The organism is Actinoplanes sp. NBRC 101535 (genome assembly GCF_030269225.1).
GTDB classification, from domain to species: domain Bacteria; phylum Actinomycetota; class Actinomycetes; order Mycobacteriales; family Micromonosporaceae; genus Actinoplanes; species Actinoplanes rectilineatus.
This window is the reverse complement of the sequence record NZ_BSSY01000001.1, coordinates 483,868-504,322: the sequence shown is the minus strand read 5'-3', so window position 1 is coordinate 504,322 and position 20,455 is coordinate 483,868. Positions and strand designations below refer to the sequence as shown.

Here is a 20,455-nt window from a genome sequence, read left to right as displayed (position 1 = left end):
GCAGCAAGGATAGGCGGATCCTCGCCGAAACGCCTGGTGATTAAGACCGCCCCGTGTCCCCGCCCCACCTTCGATCGATAGGCCTGGGGATGCATCGTCAACCGGGGAGGGACCGACAGTGATCGTAGTAGCCGAGGACCACGACGACATCCGCTACGTGGTGCAGCGTTCGCTGGAGCGCGCCGGGCACCGGGTGGTGGCGGCAGCCGACGGCGCGGCGGCCCTGGCGGCGATCCGGGAGCACCGGCCCGACCTGGTCGTCACGGACGTGGACATGCCGTATCTGACCGGACTGGAGCTGTGCCGGGCGATCCGGGCCGACCCCGCCCTGCGGCACATCCCGATCGTGGTGGCCAGCGGCGCGCTGATGCCGGGCGACGACCGGGCGACGGCGGCCGGAGCCTCCGCCACCCTGCTCAAGCCGTTCGTCCCGGCCCAGCTGCTGGCGCTGGTCACGAACCTGCTGCCGCCCCGGGCCGCTTGAGGCCGGCCTGCTCGCTCAGCGACGTGCCCACCGGGGCCTCGTCGCGTGGATCGGTGTCCGGCTCGAAGCCGCCCAGGCCGGGCAGCATGCCCGCCTGCATGATCGCGGCTCGTTCGGCGAGCGCGCGGTCGAGGGCGGCACGGACCGCCTCGTCGTCCTGGTCGGTGTCGACCACGGGTTCCTCCTTCAGTTCGGTGACCGCGGCGGGCAGGGTGAAGTGGAAGCGGGCGCCCCCTCCGGGGTTGTCCTCCACACCGATCTCGCCGCCGTGGCGCTCCACGATGCGCCGGCAGATGGCCAGCCCGAGGCCGGTGCCGGCGTACCCCGCGGCGGCCTCGGTCCGGTGGAACGACTCGAAGATGCGCGGCTTCTCCGCGTCCGGGATGCCGATGCCGGCGTCGGCGACCTCGATGCGGACCAGCCCGGACACGGTCCGCTCACCGGACACCACGACCCGGGGTGTGCCGCCCGGCCGGACGTACTTGACCGCGTTGCCGATCAGGTTGTCCAGCACGTGCCGGATCATCGCCGGGTCCGCCTCGACCGGCGGCAGCGGCGACACCGACCACTGCGGCACGGGCCGGTCGCCGGGGTGCGCGGCCCGCTCGGCGGCGATCTCCCGTGCCGTCCGGGTCAGGTCCACCGACTCCAGGCGCAGCGGGGCGTGCCGCGAGGTGGTGTACGCCAGCAGCGTCTCGATCAGCAGGTCCATCCGGTCCACGGTCGCGGTGATCCGCCGCAGTCCGTCGCGGATCTCGTCCGCCTCCGGGGCGCCGGCCGCGATCCCGGACATGTCCAGGTCCTCGAGGACCAGGTCGGCGTGTCCGCGGATCACGGCGAGCGGCGCCTTCAGGTCGTGCGCCACCACACCGGCGAAGATCGACAGGTCGTGCTCGTACCGGCGCAGGTCGGTGATGTCCCGGAACACCGCGACCGCGCCGCGCAGGCCCGCACTGGCGTCCAGCGGCCGGCCGTCCACGCTCAGCAGCACACCGTCCGGGCGGCCGGGGTTGCGGACCAGCATCTCGACGCCGTCCGGCGACTCGCCGTGCAGCGCCATCATCAGCGGCATCTCCTCCAGCGGCATCGGCGTCTTGCCGTCCGGGCGGAACACGCCGTACTGCTCCTGCCAGTCCCGCGGTTCCCGGTGGGCGTCCACCTCCATGCCGAGGAGCCGGCGGGCCGCCGGGTTCTGCACCAGGAACCGGCCGTTCTCGTCGACCACGCTCACGCCGTCGCTGATGCTCGTCATGATCGCGCCGAGCAGGCCGGCCTGACGGCGGCTGTCCGCCTCGGCCTCCCGCAGTTCGGCGGTGGCCACCTCGACCTGGTCGCGGGCCCGGGCCCGGGAGGTGGCGAGCGCGTAGACCAGCCAGGCCAGCAGCACGGAGAAGACGGCCCCGGCGACCAGCGCGAGCCGCGGGGTGGCGCTGCCGGCGCCGGGCAGGCGGCCGGAGTCGGCCTGGGTGACCAGGGTCCACCGGTGGTCGCCGACCTCGAAGCCCGACGACCGGGTCAGGTCCTTCTCCCCCGGCACGGCCCGGTCGGCGACGGTCACCCGGCTGCCGTCGCTGTTCGTGACGATCAGGCTGCCGCTCAGGTGTCCCTGCCCGACGGTGGCCAGCACCCCGGTGAGGAAGTCCCCGCTGCGCAGGCCGAGCACCACCCAGCCGCGGAACTCCGACTCGTTCTCCCGGGTCCAGACCGGCGCCGCCAGCACCAGCGACTGCTGCTGCCCGCCGGCCGGCAGGGTGCGGTCGCGCAGCAGCACGTAGGTGTCGGAGACCGTGGTGCGGTGCAACCGGCGGGCGTCCTCCATGGCCATCGCCGGCTGCGCCACGGTGACCAGGTCGACGCCGGTCATGCTGGGGCCGGTGACCTCGGTGAGCTGCCGGGCGTAGATCGAGAAGTAGTGCTCGTCGCCGGTGCCCTGCGGGCGCAGGACCAGGCCGGAGGCGCCACGTTCGCGCCACCGTCTCTGGGCGGCGGCCACGTCGCCGGTGCGGACCGGCACGACGTACGCCACCCCGGCGGCTCCGAGGAGACCGGCGTCGGCGAGCGGCGCGCTGGCGACGTCGTAGTCCTCCCAGCTCGGCTCGGCACGGGTGGAGAACCCGGCGGCCAGGGTGTCCAGCAGGTCCCGGTACCGGTCGATCTCGGTGCGGACGGCGGCGAGCGCCATCTGGTGCCGTTGATCCATCACGTTCTCGGCCCGGTCCCGCTGTGCCTCGCGCAGCACCACGGACACCGCCGCCGAGATGACCAGACCGGCGACGAGCACCACGACGGCTGCCAGCGGACCCGCGGTCCGCGGCGCACCGGGATCGCGTCGCCTCACCATACGGAGCGTAAGCCGCAGAACGCCCCCACCGGCCACGTTCAGCCGACGAGGGCGTTCCCCGCGACGATCACTTCCAGGTGTCGTACCGGTAGAGGTTCCAGGTCTTCATGATGCCGGTGACCTTGGCGACGTAGGCCGGGTCGGTGGCGTACCCCGCCTTCCAGACCTGCTCGATGAACTTGTCGGCGTTCTTCGTGTACGTGAACGCCGGCGCGTACCGCTTGTTGGTCTTCAGGAAGTGACCGTGGTCGCGGAACGAGGCTGCCATCGAGGCGTAGGTCCGGAAGCCGTCCTGGATCTGGAAGCACTTGCCGGCCTTGTCGCACTCCGTCGTGGTGACGACGTGGCAGCCGGTGGCGTGCACCCCGAAGCTGCCGTTCTGGCACTTGATCCCGAAGTAGTTCTTGTCGACGGACGACAGGCTGCTGCGGCCCCAGCCGGACTCGAGGATCGACTGGGCGAGGGTCACCGACGCCGGGACGCCGTACTGACGCCAGCCGGCCTGGGCGCCGGGAACACCGGCGGCGATGAACTGCTGCGGGGTCAACTGCGGCGCCGGTGCCGCGGGTGCCGGAGTGGTCGTGACCGGAGCCGGCACGACCGGCGTGGTGCCGGCCGGGCAGGCCTTGACCGTGCCGGAGATGACGTACGCGTGCGAGATGTAGCTCCCGGTGGACAGCTTGTCCCACTGGGTGGTCGTGCGCACGGTGCCGGAGACCTGGACTCCCTGCACCGAGCAGACCAGCTTGACCGTGGCGGCGTTGCTCACCTTGCCGGTCACCGCGAACACCGTGGACGGGCCCTTACGAAGGTTGACCCCGCCGGCGGAGCTGCGGACGGTCCCGGTGACGTACGTTGCGGCAGCACCGGCACGTACGTCGCCGGTGCTGCCGCCACTTGCGAATGCCGCGGTGGGCGCGAGCACCCCCACGGACCCGGCGGCGAGGACCAGCAGCGAGCCGGCCAGCAGGCGTCGGGTTGAGCTCAAGAGGCCCTCCTTCGGTCGACGACGTCGTCGAGTACGAAGGTGCCGCCCGTACGTTGCACGCGGGGCTGCCGCACGGGTGCAGAACCGTTGCCTTCCACCGCCGGCGGGGTGATCCGGAAGACAGACACGGTTGGAAACCGGCAGCGGAGGGGAAACCGGACGTCAGGCAGCGTTCGAACGAAGCGACGGACCGCCGCCTCGTTTCCGCATCAGGGAGGCACCATGTCCATCTCGCCCGACGACACCCGCCCGGCGGCCACGCCGATGCAGCCCGGCGCCCCGGCCGTTCCCGCCGCTCCCGGCACCCCTGCCGCTCCCGGCACCCCGGCCGTTCCCGGCACCCCGGCCGTTCCCGCCGACGCGGCGGCTCCGCTGACGACGCCGGACCCGGCCGTCGCCACCGGCACCCCGATCCCGCCCGGCCCGGCCGGCGTCCCGGCGGTGCCCGCCCAGGCGTCCGCCGCCGACACCGTGGCCGGACCGTCCGTGGTGGTCGGCACCTACCCGGACTACACGATGGCGCAGCAGGCCGTCGACCACCTGTCGGACAACAAGTTCCCGGTGCAGCGCACCCAGATCGTCGGCACCGACCTGCGCCTGGTCGAGACGGTCCTGGGCCGCCTCACCACCGGGCGGGCCGCGGTGGCCGGCGCGGCCAGCGGCGCGTGGTTCGGTCTGTTCATCGGTCTGCTGTTCGGCCTGTTCAGCGACTCCGGCTGGTTCGGCGTCATCGTGACCACGGTGCTGGTCGGCGCGATCTGGGGCGCGGTCTTCGGCGCCATCGCGCACGCCGCGACCGGCGGCCGCCGCGACTTCACCTCGCGCAGCTCGCTGCAGGCCGCCCAGTACGCGGTGCTGGCCGACGCCGAGGTCGCCGACGAGGCCCGGCACCTGCTGGTCAGCCTGAACTGGCGTGCCTCCGGCGCTGAGTGAGCACGAGACCAAACGACGACGGCAGCCCCGAGGATTCCTCGGGGCTGCCGTCGTAGATGCCGGAGGCCGTTCTAGTCGGCCAGCTGATGGCGCAGCTTGGAGAGCGCCTTCGTGAGCAGCCGGGACACGTGCATCTGGGAGACGCCGACCTGGTCGGCGATCTGCGACTGGGTCAGATTGCCGTAGAACCGCAGCGTCAGGATCTTCTGCTCCCGCTCGTCCAGGGCGGCCATCGCCGGCCCCAGGGCGACCCGGGTCTCGGCGATCTCGAACTCGTGGTCCTCGTCGCCGAGGGTGTCGCCGAGCTCGGTCGTGCCGTCGCTGCTGATCGGGGTGGAGAGGCTGGTCGCGTTGTACGCCCGCGCGCCCTCCAGGCCCTCCAGCACCTCCTCCTCGGTGATCCCGAGGTGGACCGCGATGTCGGCGACCGTCGGCGACCGGCCCAGACTGTGGGTGAGAGTGGCGTTGGCCTCGGTGATGGCCAGGCGCAGTTCCTGCAGGCGGCGGGGCACCCGGACGGACCAGGTGCGGTCCCGGAAGTGGCGCTTGATCTCACCGATGATGGTGGGGATGGCGTAGCCGGCGAAGTCGACACCGCGCTCGGGGTCGAACTTGTCGACCGCCTTGATCAGGCCGACGGTGGCGGTCTGGACGAGGTCGTCGGTGGGCTCGCCGCGACCGGAGTAACGGTGCGCGAGATGCCGGGCCAGCGGCAGCCAGGCCTCGATGGCCCGGTCCCGGAGCCGGGCGCGCTGCCGGCCCGGTGGAGCCACCGCCAGCGCGTCGAGTAGGTCGGAGGCGGTGCCCGGCGTCGTGTTCGCCGAGCCGGCCGGAGCGTCGATCACAGTCATGACAGGTCCTCCATCGGTCGGGCAGAGAGCCGTGCCCGCGTACGGCGACCGTTCCTGAACAGCAACGCTATCCGCGGAGTGGACCCGCGGCTAGCCGAAAGTATGAGTGACGTTGCGTGAATGCGGAAACTACTGAGGGAATTCATCCTATGGTGTCAGCCGCCCGGGGTCCGGCAGAGCGCTGGATTGCCCGCCGGGGGAACGTGGTAGACAGCAGCATTGCCCCGGGCGGAGTGCGTCCGGGCTCGGACGGAACGGAAGACGGATGCAGATCCTCGGTATCGACATCGGCGGCTCCGGCGTGAAGGGCGCTCCGGTCGACACCGCACGCGGCGAACTGGCCGGCGAGCGGTTCCGCGTGCCGACCCCCCGCCCCGCGACCGTGGAGAGCGTCGTCGAGGCGGTCGCCGAGGTCGCCGCCCAGTTCGACGGGTACGAGCGGGTCGGTGTCACCTTCCCCGGCGTGGTGGTCGACGGGGTGACCCGGACGGCCGCCAACATCGACAGGTCCTGGATCGACGCTCCGGCCGCCAAGCTGTTCGGCGAGCGCTTGGGCAAGCCGGTCACCGTGCTCAACGACGCGGACGCGGCCGGCGCGGCCGAGGTGGCGTTCGGCGCCGGGCGCGACCAGTCCGGGCTGATCATGATGGTCACCCTGGGCACCGGCATCGGCACCGCGCTCTTCCTGGACGGCGTGCTGATCCCGAACACCGAGCTCGGTCACCTGGAGATCGACGGCCGGGACGCCGAGCTGCTCGCCTCCGACCGCATCCGGGAGTCCGAGGAGCTCAGCTGGGAGAAGTGGGCGCCCCGCGTCGAGCGGTACCTGCGCCACGTGGAGATGCTGCTGGCGCCGCGCCTGTTCATCATCGGCGGCGGCGTGAGCAAGAAGTCCGAGAAGTTCTTCCCGCTGCTCGACCTGCGGACCCCGATCGTGGCCGCCACACTGCTCAACAACGCCGGGATCATCGGCGCGGCGGCCGGCGCCCGGCAGGCGGCGGCCGGCCCCGGCCCGCAGGACCCGGGCGCGATCCAGGTCGACGCGGCCGCCCAGGGCGACCTGGCCTGAACACCCGAGGAAAGAGGCACACATGGCGCGTACCGTCGCCACGAACAACCGGGTCGAGCGGGACGAACTGGTCGCGTTCCTGCGGCCCCGGCATCACGCGATCCTGATGACCACCCGTAAGGACGGCCGTCCGCAGTCGTCGCCGAACACCTGCGGGGTCGACCCCGAGGGCCGGATCGTCATCTCCAGCTACCCGGAGCGGGCCAAGGTGGCGAACATCCGCCGCGACCCGCGGGTCACCCTGTGCGTCCTCTCCGACGAGTGGAACGGCGCGTGGGTGCAGGTGGACGGGACCGCCGAGGTGATCGACCTGCCGGACGCGGTGGAGCCGCTGGTGGAGTACTTCCGCTGCATCTCCGGCGAGCACTCGGACTGGGACGAGTACCGCCAGGCCATGATCGACCAGGGCAAGTGCCTGATCCGGGTCACGATCGACTCGTGGGGCCCGATCGCCACCGGCGGTTTCCCCGCCCGCCTGGCCTGACCCTGGTCAGTACCGCAAGACCGGCGCCGAGGAGGACAGTTACGGCGCCGGCCTTGCGGCCGTATGGGGCCCCGGCTCAGGCCGCCGCGGCGGACGTGGGGGCCTGCTCGGGCTCGGCGTCCAGCAGGTAGAGCAGGGTGTCGCGGTGCATCGCCGCGATCGGCTCGAGCAGGTCGGGGTGGCGCAGCAGCACGGCCGCCTCGAGGTCACGCGGGTCCGGGCTGAGCAGCCGGCGGAACTCGTTGGGCAGGCCACCGGTGCGGCGGCCGTTCGGGCGCGGGCGGGGGTCCGGGACCGGCATCGCGGCGATCACGGCGTCCACGCCGCGACGGGCCAGGGACGGGTCGGCGAGCAGGCAGGCCGCCCAGCTGACCACGGTCTCGTCGACCCAGGTACGCCAGCCCTCGCCGTCGGCGAACTCGTCCTCGGGCTCACTGCCGGCCTTCCAGTCGAGCAGCGCGGAGCCGCCCGGACCGGCGATGGCCACCAGCGCCGCGTCGATCACGGTGGGGTACCGCAGCCAGGCCGCGACCGTGACGGCCTGCCGGGCCTGCAGTTCGGCGAGGGTGTGCGCGACCGTGTTCGCGTCCCCACCGGGGTACGCACGGGCCAGCCAGTGGGTGCTGGCGGCGATCACCGGCGAAAGTGCGGTCGACGACGTACCGGGCACGTCGGGCTCCTCCCTCTGGCGCGGCCGGTGTGGCTCGCGACGGAAGTCCACTCGGCTCGGCACGCAGGCGACTGAGCATGCTCACCCTGATGGCAACGCACGGCAACCGACACACACCCCGGGCCGCGCCGGTTTGCGCCGGAAGGGGAGCCGCGTCCCGGCCGTCCGATCCGGGACCGTGCTCACCGCGTACCCGGAAAAGGGGTTGATCTGAAGGACGACCGACCGCGTCCCGACGCGCCCCGGTAACCGTGCTCCGGTAGGTTATGGCGCATCGGCGGTCGGCCGTTTCATCTTCCCTCACGTCTTGGGCGTTTCATGTTCTCCGTTGCGGAGAAGTCATAGGACGAACGACGGCGGGTTTCCCGGTCGCCGAGTCCTCCCGCGCCCCTCTGATTACGGTGGAGATCATGACCGGACGCTTCCCCATCGAAGACGTGACGCCGGCTGTGTCCGGTGGCCGCTACCCGGCGAAGGCGGTGGTCGGCGAGATCGTGCCGGTCTCCGCGGTGTCCTATCGCGAAGGACATCACGCGCTCGGGGTGAACGTGGTATGGCGTGGCCCCGACGGTCTGACCAAACCCTTCACCCGGATGACCCCCGGCGAGCCCGGCCTCGACAAGTGGCACGGGTCGATCCGGCCTGACGAGCCCGGACGGTGGACGTTCACCGTGGAGGCGTTCGACGATCCGTATCGGACATGGCGCGACGCCGTGGTGAAGAAGATCGGCGCCGGGCAGGGTGTCGAGGATCTGGCCAACGACCTCGCCGAGGGCGCCGAACTGCTGGACCTCGCCACCAAGACCGTCCCCGGTGAGGACGAGGAGCGGGTCCGCGAGGCGGCCGCCGCGCTGCGTGACGAGAACCGGTCACTGTTCTCCCGGGTCACCCCGGCGCTCGACCTCGAGGAACTGCTCTGGCACCACCCGGTGCGGCTGCTGGTGACCACGACCCGCTCGTTCGCCGTCTGGGTGGACCGTGAGCGTGCCCTCTATTCCGCGTGGTACGAGTTCTTTCCGCGGTCCGAGGGTGCCGAGATCGGACCGGACGCCACGCCGATCAAGCACGGCACGTTCCGCACCGCCGCCGAGCGGCTGCCCGCGGTCGCCGCGATGGGCTTCAACGTGGTCTACCTGCCGCCGATCCACCCGATCGGCAAGATCAACCGCAAGGGCCGCAACAACACGCTGGTCGCGCGCCCGGAGGACGTCGGCTCGCCGTGGGCGATCGGCTCGGACGAGGGCGGCCACGACGCGATCCACCCTTCACTCGGCACTTTGGAAGATTTCGTATTCTTTAGGGAGAAAACGGAAGAGTTGGGCATGGAGGTCGCCCTCGACCTCGCCCTTCAAGCCGCTCCGGACCACCCCTGGGTGAAATCCCACCCGGAGTTCTTCACCACGAAGCCGGACGGCACCATCGCCTTCGCCGAGAACCCGCCCAAGAAATACCAGGACATCTACCCGCTGAACTGGGACAACGACTACCGGGCGCTGCGCGACGAGGTGTACCGCGTCGTCATGCACTGGGTGAACAACGGCGTCCGGATCTTCCGGGTGGACAACCCGCACACCAAGGCCGTCAACTTCTGGCAGTGGCTGATCCCCAAGGTCAAGGAGACGCACCCGGACGTGCTGTTCCTGGCCGAGGCGTTCACCAGGCCGGCCATGATGAACGGGCTCGGCAAGATCGGCTTCACGCAGTCGTACACCTACTTCACCTGGCGTACCACCGCGGCCGAGATGCGCGAGTACATGGGCCAGCTGCTGTCCACGCTCGACTGGATGCGCCCCAACTTCTGGCCGAACACGCCGGACATCCTGCACGAGTCGCTGCAGAACGGCGGCCCGCCGATGTTCAAGATCCGCGCGGTGCTGGCGTCCATGCTCACCCCGTCCTGGGGCCTCTACTCCGGCTACGAACTCTGCGAGCACGTGCCGCGGCCGGGCGCCGAGGAGTACATCGACAACGAGAAGTTCGAGCTGAAGCCGCGGGACTGGGCGGCCGCCGAGCGCAACGGACGCTCGCTCGCCCCCTTCCTGACCACGCTCAACCGGGTCCGCGAGGAGAACCCCGCCCTGCGCCGGCTGCGCAACCTGCGGTTCCACGAGATCGACAACGGCAACCTGCTGTGCTTCTCGAAACGCGACCCGGACACCGGCAACACCGTGCTGGTGGTCTGCTCGTTCGATTCATCCACCGTGCAATGGGGCAACACCACGCTGGACATGCCGGCGCTGGGCCTGAACTGGCACGACCGTTTCATGGTCGAGGACCAGATCACCGGCGCCACGTACGAGTGGGGACAGTTCAACGCGGTCCGGATCGACCCGTTCGTCGAGCCGGCGCACATCTTCGTCGTGCGAGCGAAGTAGGGGGAGCCTGATGGAGCTGGTGAACGAGCACGATCCCGCCGAGGGAAGCCACACCGAGGACGGGGTCGTCGAACACCCCAGCGCCGACGACTTCGGGCACGCCCGCTCGCTGCCCGCCGACCGGACATGGTTCCAGCGAGCCGTCTTCTACGAGGTGCTGGTCCGGGCCTTCTACGACTCGGGGTCGGACGGCGGCGGTGACCTGCGCGGACTCATCGAACGCCTGGACTACCTGCAGTGGCTCGGCGTGGACTGCCTCTGGCTGCCCCCGTTCTACGACTCGCCGCTGCGCGACGGCGGCTACGACATCCGCGACTTCTACAAGGTGCTGCCCGAGTTCGGCACGGTCGAGGACTTCGTGGCGCTGCTCGACGCGGCGCACAAGCGGGGCATCCGGGTCATCACCGACCTGGTCATGAACCACACCTCCGACTCGCACCCGTGGTTCCAGGCGTCGCGGCACGACCCGGAGGGCCCGTACGGCGACTTCTACGTCTGGAACGACACCAGCGAGAAGTACCAGGACGCCCGGATCATCTTCGTCGACACCGAGGAGTCGAACTGGACGTTCGACCCGGTGCGCCGGCAGTTCTACTGGCACCGGTTCTTCTCCCACCAGCCGGATCTCAACTACGAGAACCCGAAGGTGCAGGAGGCGATGCTCGACGTCCTGCGCTTCTGGCTGGACCTGGGCATCGACGGGTTCCGGCTGGACGCGGTGCCCTACCTGTTCGAGGAGGAGGGCACCAACTGCGAGAACCTGCCGCAGACCCACGCCTTCCTCAAGCACTGCCGCAAGGTGATCGACGACGAGTTCCCCGGCCGGGTACTGCTCGCCGAGGCCAACCAGTGGCCGGCCGACGTCGTGGAGTACTTCGGCGACCCCAAGAGCGGCGGCGACGAATGCCACATGGCGTTCCACTTCCCGCTGATGCCGCGCATCTTCATGGCGGTCCGCCGCGAGTCACGTTTCCCCATCTCCGAGATCCTGGCGCAGACACCGGCCATCCCGGACAACACCCAGTGGGGCATCTTCCTGCGTAACCACGACGAGCTGACGCTCGAGATGGTGACCGATGAAGAACGCGACTACATGTACTCCGAGTACGCCAAGGACCCCCGGATGAAGGCGAACGTCGGCATCCGCCGCCGGCTCGCCCCGCTGCTGGAGAACGACCGCAACCAGATCGAGCTGTTCACCGCCCTGCTGCTGTCGCTGCCCGGTTCGCCGGTGCTGTACTACGGCGACGAGATCGGCATGGGCGACAACATCTGGCTCGGTGACCGCGACGGTGTGCGTACCCCGATGCAGTGGACACCGGACCGCAACGCCGGTTTCTCCACCGCCACGCCCGGCCGCCTCTACCTTCCGGTCAATCAGGACCCGGTGTACGGGTACCAGGCGGTCAACGTGGAGGCCCAGCGGGACAGCGCCACCTCGCTGCTCAACTGGACCCGGACCATGCTGGCGGTCCGGCGGCGGCACGAGGCGTTCGCCGTCGGCACCTTCCGCGAACTGGGCGGCTCCAACCCGTCGGTGCTGGCATTCCTGCGCGAGTCGGGCGACGACGTGGTGCTCTGCGTCAACAACCTGTCCCGCTTCCCACAGCCGATCGAACTGAACCTGCAGCACTGGAACGGTTACACGCCCGTCGAACTGACCGGGCACGTGAACTTCCCCCGGATCGGTCAGTTGCCGTACCTTCTGACACTTCCGGGACACGGCTTCTACTGGTTCCAGTTGTGCGGGTCTGAGGAGAAGCAATGACGTTGCCGTACGCCGAGTGGTTACCGCAACAACGCTGGTACGCCGGACGCAGCCGAGTGCTCGCCTCGGTCAAACAGGCCTCCGCGACGTCCCTGCGCGACGATCTGGAACTGGTGCTGCTCGACGTCGAATACACCGACGGCAGCTCCGAGCGGTACCAGATCCTGGTCGGCTGGGGCGCCATCGGCATCCCCGAGTACAGCGCCGTCGCCACCATCGGCACCAGCGACGACGGCCGCACCGGCTTCGACGCCCTGTACGACCCGGACGCGGCCCGCCACCTGCTCACCCTGATCGACGCCTCGGCGACGGCCGGCGACATCACCTTCACCAAGGAACCCGGCGTCACCCTGCCACTGGACGCCGCGCCCCGGGTCTTCGACGCCGAGCAGAGCAACACCAGCGTGGTCTTCGACCAGGACGCGATCCTCAAACTGTTCCGCCGGGTCACCTCCGGCATCAACCCGGACATCGAGCTCAACCAGGTCCTCGGCCGGGCCGGCAACCCGCACGTGGCACGGCTGCTCGGCTCACTGCAGACCGCCGACGACAGCGGCACCTGCTCGCTGGGCATGGTGACGGAGTACGCCGCCAACTCCGCCGAAGGCTGGGCGATGGCCACCACCTCGGCCCGCGACCTGTTCGCCGACGCGGCATTCCGGGCCGACGAGGTCGGCGGCGACTTCCAGGGCGAATCCACCCGGCTCGGCGAGGCCGTCGCGTCCGTACACCAGACCCTCGCCGACGAACTGGGCGCCGGGCCGGCCCCGTTCCCCGTCGACGCGGTGCTGGCCCGGCTGCGCACCGCCGCCAACGCCGTCCCGGAACTCCAGCAGTACGTCCCGGCTATCACCGAACGGTTCACCGCCCTCACCGGCGAACAGGTCGAGGTCCAGCGGGTCCACGGCGACCTGCACCTCGGACAGGTCCTGCGCACCCCGGAAGCCTGGCTGCTCATCGACTTCGAGGGCGAACCCGGACAGCCCCTCGACGAACGGCGCCTGCCCGACTCGACCCTACGGGACGTGGCCGGTGTGCTGCGCTCCTACGAATACGCCGCCTACCAGCTCCTGGTCGACCAGGCCGACGACGAACACCTGGCCGCCCGCGCCCGCGAATGGGTGGACCGCAACCGGGCGGCGTTCTGCGAGGGGTACGCGCGGACCTCCGGCTCCGACCCTCGCGACAGTGCAGCGCTGCTGTCCGCGTACGAACTGGACAAGGCGGTCTACGAGGCCGCGTACGAAGCCCGGCACCGGCCTGGATGGTTGCGGATCCCGATGCGCTCCATCGCCCGGCTTGTCGGATGACCCCCCGGGAGGACGACTCCATCATGATCGGCCAGACCACCTCACGGCTCGCCGCCGACCAGAGGTCCATGAACTCGGTGATCGGCGGGGACACCCACGATCCGCACGCGGTCCTCGGCGCCCACCCGCACGGCGGCCAGACCGTGATCCGCACCCTCCGCAAGGGCGCCACCGCCGTGCACGTGCTGCACGACGGCGAACGCCACGAGATGACCCGGGTACACCCGGACGGGATCTTCGCGGCCGAGCTGGCCGGGACGGTCCTCGACTACCGGCTCGACGTGGACGGGACACAGGTCGACGACCCGTACCGTCATCCGCCCACCCTCGGCGACCTCGACCTGCACCTGATCGGGGAGGGCCGGCACGAGAAACTGTGGAAGGTGCTCGGCGCGCAGCCCCGGGGCACCGGCGTGGCGTTCGCGGTGTGGGCACCGAGCGCCCGGGGCGTGCAGGTCGTCGGTGACTTCGCCGGCTGGGGGCCGTACGACGGCTGGCCGATGCGCTCGCTCGGCTCCAGCGGCGTCTGGGAGCTGTACATCCCGAACGCGCACGTCGGTACCCGGTACAAATACAAGATCCTCGGCCGGGACGGCGTCTGGCGCGAACACGCCGACCCGCTGGCCCAGCACACCGAGATCCCGCCGGCCACCGCGTCGGTCGTCTTCCACTCCGAACACCAGTGGCACGACGAACAGTGGATGCGGGACCGCGCCCGCAAGTCGTGGCACCAGGAACCCATCAGCGTCTACGAGGTGCACCTCGGTTCGTGGCGCCCCGGGCTCTCCTATGTCGAGCTGGCGGACCAACTGGTGCAGTACGTGCTCGAGACGGGCTTCACGCACGTCGAGCTGATGCCGGTGATGGAACACCCGTTCGGCGGCTCCTGGGGTTACCAGGTCACCGGCTACTTCGCCCCCACCTCCCGCTTCGGCACCCCGGACGAATTCCGCTTCCTGGTGGACAAGCTGCACCAGGCCGGCATCGGCGTGATCCTCGACTGGGTGCCCGCCCACTTCCCCAAGGACGAGTGGGCCCTGGCCCGCTTCGACGGCACCCCACTCTACGAACACGGCGACTGGCGGCGCGGCGAACACCCCGACTGGGGCACGTACGTCTTCGACTTCGGCCGGCGCGAGGTCCGCAACTTCCTCGTCGCCAACGCGCTCTACTGGTGCGAGGAATTCCACGCCGACGGCCTGCGCGTCGACGCCGTCGCCTCGATGCTCTACCTGGACTACTCGCGCAAAGAAGGCGAGTGGACCCCCAACCAGTACGGCGGCCGGGAGAACCTGGACGCGATCAGCTTCCTCCAGGAGATGAACGCGACCGTCTACAAGAACCACCCCGGCGTGATGACGATCGCCGAGGAATCCACCGCGTGGCCCGGCGTCACCCGCCCCACCCACCTGGGCGGCCTCGGCTTCGGCTTCAAATGGAACATGGGCTGGATGAACGACACCCTCTCCTACATGGAGAAGGAACCCGTCCACCGGCAGTGGCACCACCACCAGATGACCTTCGCCACCGTGTACGCGTGGAGCGAGAACTACACCCTGCCGATCAGCCACGACGAGGTCGTCCACGGCAAGGGCTCCCTGACCGGCAAGATGCCCGGCGACCTGTGGCAGAAACTCGCCAACACGCGGGCCCTGCTCGGCTTCATGTGGGCGTTCACCGGCAAACAACTGCTCTTCATGGGCGCCGAGATGGGCGACATGCGCGAGTGGAGCGAGGAACGCGGCCTCGACTGGGGGCTGCTCCTCGACCCGCAGTTCGCAGGCGTCAAGAACCTGGTGACCGACCTGAACCGGGTCTACCGCGAAACGCCGGCACTGTGGACGCAGGACACGTCCCCGTCCGGCTTCCGCTGGATCACCAGCGAGGACTCCCAGCACAACACGTTCTCGTTCGTCCGCTTCACGCCGACCGGCGACGCCCTGGCCTGCGTGGTCAACTTCGCGGCCATCCCACACGAGGGCTACCGCATCGGGCTGCCGCGCACGGGCCGCTGGACCGAGGTGCTCAACACGGACAGCGACCTGTACGGCGGTTCCGGCGTGGGCAACCTGGGCTCCGTCGAAGCCGACCCGATCCCGTGGCACGGTTTCGACGCCTCGGTCGCGTTGCGGGTCCCGCCGTTGGGCGCCCTGTGGCTCCGTCTGGAGCGCTGATCACGCCCCTTTCCGTTTCCCCGCCCATTCCCGCTTCCCCCCTAGAGGCACGCCCTTTCCCGCCTGCCTCTAGGGGCACGCCCTTTTCCGCACTCCCCTAGATAGAGACACGCCCCTTCCCGCCCTCCCCTAGAGAACTGTGGACGCCCCGGCCTCCGTCCAAGGCCGGGGCGTCTCTCCAACTCCGCTTCTCCGGTACGAACGCCGCGCCCCGCTCCCCCAGACCACGACCCTCCGCACCGCGGTCCAGCAGGCACCCCGCCCCGCTCCCCCAAACCACGACCTTCCCCACCGCGGTCCAGCAGGCAACCCGCCCCGATCAAGCTTTCGGGTGCACCGGCCCACCCAGCCCCGACGGTGAACGCCCCCGAACCCGCGATCGGGCACACCAACCGCCCCGCAATCATGATCGGGTACACCAACCGCCCCCAGCCCTCGACTGGGTGCTCCAACCGCCCCCACAACCATGACCGGGTGCTCCAACCGCCCCCGACCCCTCGATCAGGTGCACCAACCGCATCCACGAGCGCCGAACGCACCCGATCAAGCCGCCGGGCGACGTGCTCGTAGAGACCGACGTCGTCATGCACTCACCAGCCCGAACAGAGGGCGCCCGCCCCCGACCACGTCATTGGGTGAGCCAACCGCCCCAGCAAGCGGCGAGCGCACCCGATCAAGCTTTCGGAGACGCGGACCCACCCAAACCACACGGCAGCCGCCCCCAAACCCATGATCGGGAGCACCCACCAACCCGGCGAGCGCCAACCGCACCCGATCAACGTCCCGGGTGCGCTCACCGACCCGAATGCTGGTGGCCGCTCCCGTCCACGGCACTGGGTACACCAGCCGCCCCGGCGAGCGGCAACCGCACCCGATCACGGCGCTGGGTCCACCAACCACCTCGGCGAGCGGCAAGCGGCAAGCGGCAAGCGCACCCGATCACGGTCTCGGGAACACGGACCTGCCCCGAGAGGCGGTAGATGCACCCGATCACGACACCGGGTGCACCAGCCCAGCCCAAACAGACGGCACCCACACCCGATCACGGCATTGGGTACACCAACCACCCCAGCAAGCAGCCAGCGCACCCGATCAAGCTTTCGGGAGCGCGGACCCACCCAAACCACACGGCAGCCGCCCCCAAACCCATGATCGGGAGCACCCACCAAGCCGGCGAGCGGCGAGCGCACCCGATCGAGCTTTCGGGTGCGTTAGCCGGCCCGAGCAGGCGGCGAGCGCACCTGATCACGGTTTTGGGTGCATCGGCCCGCCCTGAATCGGTGGTGACTGCACCCGATGGCGGATCGGGTGCAGCCACCTCTGACCAGGGCCGGGTCGAGGTCCGGGAAGAGCCGGAGGCCGCGGTCAAAGGACGATGCGGCACGAACCAAGACGGGATGCGGTTAAAACGGGCAAAACGACAAGACCCGCTCCGCGACCAAACGAAAAGCGGTGCCGGGCGACGCCGGTGCTGTGCGACGCGGACCGTGCTGTGCGACGCGGCGCGGCGCGGCGCGCAGCTTAAACGGGGTAGACGGGATGGCACAGCACGAACGGCACAGCACGAACGGCACAGCACGAACGGCACAACACGAACGGCACAACACGAACGGCACAACACGAACGGTTAAGGGTGGCGGTTTGCCAACGTTGTCAGGGTGGCCACGTAGGCGGACCAGTCGTAGTCGGGCAGGTTCGAGCTGTCGGGGAGCATCCCGGCCGCCCCGTCGATCGACTCGCGGAGGATGTCGGCTTGGCCCGCGTGGCGGGACAGGTCGGTGATCACGTGGATGATGATCTGGTGCAGGGTCACCGGGCGGCCCGACGGCCCCCACCACGGCACCCGGCCTGGCGCGTCCAGCGGCAACTCGTCGATCGTCTGGTCGGCGAACGCGGCCACCCGACGGTACAGGTCGCGGATTCCGGGCGCGGATTCGTCGTCGCGGGCGTACCAGTCGGCTTGCGGGTCTTCCTGGTATTTCGTGAACGGGACCAGTTCTGCCGCGTCGGGGAATTCGCGTCCGAACGTCTCGCCGAAGTAACCGGCCTCCACGTTCAGGCTGTGTTTGAGCAGGCCCAGAAGGTTCGTTCCGGTCGGTGTGCGGGGCATCCGGAGGTCCCGTTCCCCCAGCCCGTCCAGTTTCCAGATCAGGGCCTCGCGCGTCTCGTGGAGGTAGGTGCGGAGCGCGGTTTTCGGATCGATCGGTTCAGCCATGGTCGACACTATGCCGGACCCGCGATCGTCGCAGGGGGCATCGTCATCGTGGGCGCTTCGGCGCGTACCCCGCAAGGAATTCCTCCGCCAGGAGGCCGAAGATCAGATCGTCGGTCCACTCGCCTTTGAGGAAGGTCTGCTGGCGCAGCAGGCCTTCCCGGCGGAAGCCGACACGCTGCAGCAACGCCGCCGACCGTTCGTTGCGGGCGTCGCATTCGCCGGTCACCTTGTGCAGGCCCTGCACGCGGAAGAGACGGTCCAGGACGGCCCGGACCGCTTCCGTCGCCAGGCCTTTCCCCTGGTACGCCGGAGCCATCGTGAACCCTATCTCGGCCTGTTTCAGGTTGTCGTGGAGGCGCACGTAGACGTCCCCGATCAGCACCTCGTCGGCGACGTGTTCGACCGCGTACTGGAAATAGCCCGCACGATCGGGTGAACTGGCCGCGAAATTGCGCACCGCAGTTTCCGCTTTCGTCGGTGGGAACGGCGCGTCCCAGGTCTGATAGCGCGCCACGTCCGGGTCGGAACGGTAGGCCGCGAGGGCGGTCGCGTCGGATGCCCGGAATCGGCGCAGCACGAGTCTTTCGGTCCCCAGGAGCACCCGCCGAGGATACCGGCGCAGAATCGGCCCATGGAACCGACGATCGAGCAGCGGGTTCGCGTGATCTGCCTCGCGCTGCCGGAGGTGACCGAGCGGCCCAGTCACGATACGCCCGCGTTCTTCGTCCGGGGCCGGAAGGCGATCGCCTACCTGTGGCCGGACGGGCACCACGACGCCGCTTTCGCGCAGTTGTGGTGCGCCGCTCCGCCCGGCGCGCAGGGTGAGTTGCTGGCGGCCGATCCGGCACGGTTCTTCCGCCCGCCCTACGTCGGCCACCGCGGTTGGCTGGGTGTCCGGTTGGACCGTTATCCGGACTGGTCCGAGGTGGCCGAGTTGTGCGAGGACGCTTTCCGGACGGTCGCCTCGAAGACGCTGGTGGCCCGGCTCAGCTCTCCACGACGTCGGCCACGATGACCGTGACGTTGTCGGGGGCGCCGTTCTCCAGGGTGCGGTTGACGAGTTCGGCGGCGCAGGTCTTGCGATCGGGCACGTCCCGCAGCGTCTGGGCGATCACCGCGTCCTCGACGTAGTCGGACAGGCCGTCGCTGCAGAGCAGGTAACGGTCGCCCACCTGGGCCGGGATCATCCGTCCGGCCGGGCGGAACGGGCCGCCCTGGACCGCCTGGGTGACCAGGGCCCGTTGCGGGTGACGGCGGGCGTCGTCGCGGGTGAGGACCCCCTGGTCGACGAGCGCCTGCACGTAGGTGTCGTCCCGGGTGAGCTGGGAGAACTCGTCGTCGCGCAGCAGGTAGCAGCGGGAGTCGCCGACGTTGAGCGCGGCCAGCCGGTCGCCGGAGAGCATCAGCGCGGTCACTGTGGTGCCCATGCCGTCGCGGTCGGCGTCGTCGGCGACGGCGGCCTCGATGCGCTGGTTGGCGGTCTGCAGGGCCTCGATCAGGTCCTGCAGCGGCTCGCCGTTGTCGGGGGCCGTGTCGACGGAACTCAACGTCTGCACCAGTATGTCGCTCGCCAGCTCACCGGCGGGGAGACCGCCCATGCCGTCCGCCACGATGAAGAGTCTATTTCCGACGAAGACCGAGTCTTCGTTGTTGGACCGGACGAGGCCCTGATCGGTGGCGGCGACCGCCCGGACAGCAAGCGTCATGTAGCAAGAGTGCCAAAGCCCAATTCCGTTGTCTCTAGTACCTCCTACGTAGTGTGTGCTGATGATGGCGGTGCCGATGATCGGTCGCGCCCCCGCGCTGGAGGATCTGCGGCGGGCGGGTGGTCTCGTGCGCGCCGGGAAAGGCCCGGTGACCGCCCTGGTCACGGGCGAGGGCGGCACGGGCAAGAGCACGTTGGTGTCGGCTCTGCTGCACGGCGGGACGTCGATGCCGGTGCTCGCCGGGGCGGCCCGGGTGCATTCGCCGGCCCCGTACGACTGGTTGGCCGCCGTTCTCGCCGGACGTGACATTCGCGACATCGGGGTACCTTCCGACGCACTCGCCTGGTTCAAGCAGGATCCGGACGTCCCTCGCGAGCGGTACGCCCCGGACGCCCTGCTGCGTCTGGCCGTCACCACGGTCCGCCGGCTGGTCGACGGGCGGCCGACCGTGCTGGTGGTGGAGGATCTGCACGCCCTCGATCCGGCCAGCCTCAACCTGGTGGCCGAGCTGGCCTTCGCCGACCTGCCGGTGCTGCTGCTGGTGACCAGTCAGCCCGCGGAGGCCTCGGTGTCGCCGCAGATCACCGCGCGGACGCTGGCCCGGCTGGCCGGACGTCCCGGGACGGTCCGCCGGCATCTGGGCGCGCTGCGGCCGGCCGAGGTGGGCGAGGTGCTCGAGCACGTCTACGGCACCGCCCCCGACCCCGGCATGGTGGCGTCGGTGTGGGCACGCACCGAGGGCAACCCGTACCGGCTGACCGAGCTGCTCGCGGTCGACCCGCCGGTGCCCACCGACCGGCGTTGTGAGCTGACCGCCCGGGAGCGGGAGGTGCTCGGTCTGCTCGCCGAGGGCATGTCCAACAAGCAGATCGCCGGGGCGCTGGGCATCTCGGTGCGGACCGTGACGGTGCACGTCTCGAACCTGTTGCGCAAGACGGGCGCGGCGTCGCGGACCGAGGCCGCGTTGTGGGCGTTGCGCGGCGGGCTGGGGTCTACCACATCGCAGCCGGTCTGAGCAGCGGACCGGCCGCACGTCGTCCGCGCAGGTGTCGTGACGGTGAACGATCGAGCGGGGCGGCGCGACAAC

The 20,455-nt window shown here is 70.0% G+C and carries 17 protein-coding genes; 10 read left to right on the top strand and 7 right to left on the bottom strand.

Going from position 1 to position 20,455, the window contains the following annotated elements:
- Positions 1–118: 118 nt before the first annotated feature.
- The gene (locus tag QSK32_RS02185; protein ID WP_045748251.1) at positions 119–484 is read left to right on the top strand and encodes a response regulator; all 366 of its coding nucleotides are present in this window, start codon (positions 119–121) and stop codon (positions 482–484) included.
- On the opposite strand, the gene QSK32_RS02180 is transcribed toward QSK32_RS02185, so the two are convergent.
- The gene (locus QSK32_RS02180) at positions 453–2,822 is read right to left on the bottom strand and encodes an ATP-binding protein (protein WP_285471069.1); all 2,370 of its coding nucleotides are present in this window, start codon (positions 2,820–2,822) and stop codon (positions 453–455) included. The genes QSK32_RS02185 and QSK32_RS02180 overlap by 32 nt on opposite strands.
- A gap of 70 nt (positions 2,823–2,892) precedes the next feature.
- On the bottom strand, positions 2,893–3,813 hold the full coding sequence (gene gsmA / locus QSK32_RS02175; RefSeq protein WP_285471068.1) for a sporangiospore maturation cell wall hydrolase GsmA: 921 nt from the start codon (positions 3,811–3,813) through the stop codon (positions 2,893–2,895).
- A gap of 372 nt (positions 3,814–4,185) precedes the next feature.
- On the opposite strand from gsmA, the gene QSK32_RS02170 reads away from it, so the two are divergent.
- Positions 4,186–4,746, top strand: a complete 561-nt coding sequence (locus tag QSK32_RS02170; RefSeq protein WP_502872501.1) for a YflT domain-containing protein — start codon at positions 4,186–4,188, stop codon at positions 4,744–4,746.
- A 71-nt stretch (positions 4,747–4,817) separates the two neighbouring features.
- On the opposite strand, the gene QSK32_RS02165 is transcribed toward QSK32_RS02170, so the two are convergent.
- Complete coding sequence (locus QSK32_RS02165) at positions 4,818–5,597, bottom strand: RNA polymerase sigma factor SigF (RefSeq protein WP_285471067.1); 780 nt, start codon at positions 5,595–5,597, stop codon at positions 4,818–4,820.
- 265 nt (positions 5,598–5,862) lie between these two features.
- Here QSK32_RS02165 and ppgK point away from each other — a divergent pair, with 265 nt between their 5' ends.
- A complete protein-coding gene (gene ppgK / locus QSK32_RS02160; RefSeq protein WP_045748315.1) occupies positions 5,863–6,666 on the top strand; it encodes a polyphosphate--glucose phosphotransferase in 804 nt (267 codons plus the stop codon).
- 22 nt (positions 6,667–6,688) lie between these two features.
- Positions 6,689–7,150, top strand: a complete 462-nt coding sequence (locus QSK32_RS02155; RefSeq protein WP_045748314.1) for a PPOX class F420-dependent oxidoreductase — start codon at positions 6,689–6,691, stop codon at positions 7,148–7,150.
- 76 nt (positions 7,151–7,226) lie between these two features.
- Here the strand turns inward: QSK32_RS02155 and QSK32_RS02150 are convergent, their stop codons facing one another.
- Complete coding sequence (locus QSK32_RS02150) at positions 7,227–7,820, bottom strand: hypothetical protein (protein WP_045748313.1); 594 nt, start codon at positions 7,818–7,820, stop codon at positions 7,227–7,229.
- Between the two features lie 410 nt (positions 7,821–8,230).
- On the opposite strand from QSK32_RS02150, the gene QSK32_RS02145 reads away from it, so the two are divergent.
- The 4 genes from QSK32_RS02145 to glgB all read left to right on the top strand — a co-directional run bounded on the left by QSK32_RS02145 (position 8,231) and on the right by glgB (position 15,447).
- Entirely contained in the window at positions 8,231–10,195 is a 1,965-nt protein-coding gene (locus QSK32_RS02145; RefSeq protein WP_285471066.1) for an alpha-1,4-glucan--maltose-1-phosphate maltosyltransferase, read from the top strand.
- Positions 10,196–10,205: 10 nt separating this feature from the next.
- Positions 10,206–11,963 (top strand): maltose alpha-D-glucosyltransferase, encoded by a 1,758-nt coding sequence (treS, locus tag QSK32_RS02140; RefSeq protein ID WP_045748312.1) that lies wholly within the window; start codon positions 10,206–10,208, stop codon positions 11,961–11,963.
- A complete protein-coding gene (locus QSK32_RS02135; protein WP_045748311.1) occupies positions 11,960–13,273 on the top strand; it encodes a maltokinase N-terminal cap-like domain-containing protein in 1,314 nt (437 codons plus the stop codon). Before treS ends, QSK32_RS02135 begins: the two co-directional genes overlap by 4 nt.
- Positions 13,274–13,341: 68 nt before the next feature.
- Positions 13,342–15,447, top strand: a complete 2,106-nt coding sequence (gene glgB, locus QSK32_RS02130; RefSeq protein ID WP_045748317.1) for a 1,4-alpha-glucan branching protein GlgB — start codon at positions 13,342–13,344, stop codon at positions 15,445–15,447.
- Between the two features lie 1,627 nt (positions 15,448–17,074).
- Here the strand turns inward: glgB and QSK32_RS02125 are convergent.
- Both QSK32_RS02125 and QSK32_RS02120 read right to left on the bottom strand, forming a co-directional pair.
- Complete coding sequence (locus QSK32_RS02125; protein WP_285471065.1) at positions 17,075–17,662, bottom strand: DinB family protein; 588 nt, start codon at positions 17,660–17,662, stop codon at positions 17,075–17,077.
- A gap of 43 nt (positions 17,663–17,705) precedes the next feature.
- The gene (locus QSK32_RS02120; RefSeq protein ID WP_285471064.1) at positions 17,706–18,263 is read right to left on the bottom strand and encodes a GNAT family N-acetyltransferase; all 558 of its coding nucleotides are present in this window, start codon (positions 18,261–18,263) and stop codon (positions 17,706–17,708) included.
- Between the two features lie 30 nt (positions 18,264–18,293).
- On the opposite strand from QSK32_RS02120, the gene QSK32_RS02115 reads away from it, so the two are divergent.
- The gene (locus QSK32_RS02115) at positions 18,294–18,677 is read left to right on the top strand and encodes an MmcQ/YjbR family DNA-binding protein (RefSeq protein WP_285471063.1); all 384 of its coding nucleotides are present in this window, start codon (positions 18,294–18,296) and stop codon (positions 18,675–18,677) included.
- Here QSK32_RS02115 and QSK32_RS02110 read toward each other — a convergent pair.
- Positions 18,649–19,368: a PP2C family protein-serine/threonine phosphatase gene (locus tag QSK32_RS02110; RefSeq protein WP_045745880.1), complete on the bottom strand. Its 720-nt coding sequence runs from the start codon at positions 19,366–19,368 to the stop codon at positions 18,649–18,651. The genes QSK32_RS02115 and QSK32_RS02110 overlap by 29 nt on opposite strands.
- 61 nt (positions 19,369–19,429) lie before the next feature.
- On the opposite strand from QSK32_RS02110, the gene QSK32_RS02105 reads away from it, so the two are divergent.
- A complete protein-coding gene (locus tag QSK32_RS02105; RefSeq protein WP_045745890.1) occupies positions 19,430–20,383 on the top strand; it encodes a LuxR family transcriptional regulator in 954 nt (317 codons plus the stop codon).
- The last annotated feature ends 72 nt before the right edge of the window (positions 20,384–20,455 follow it).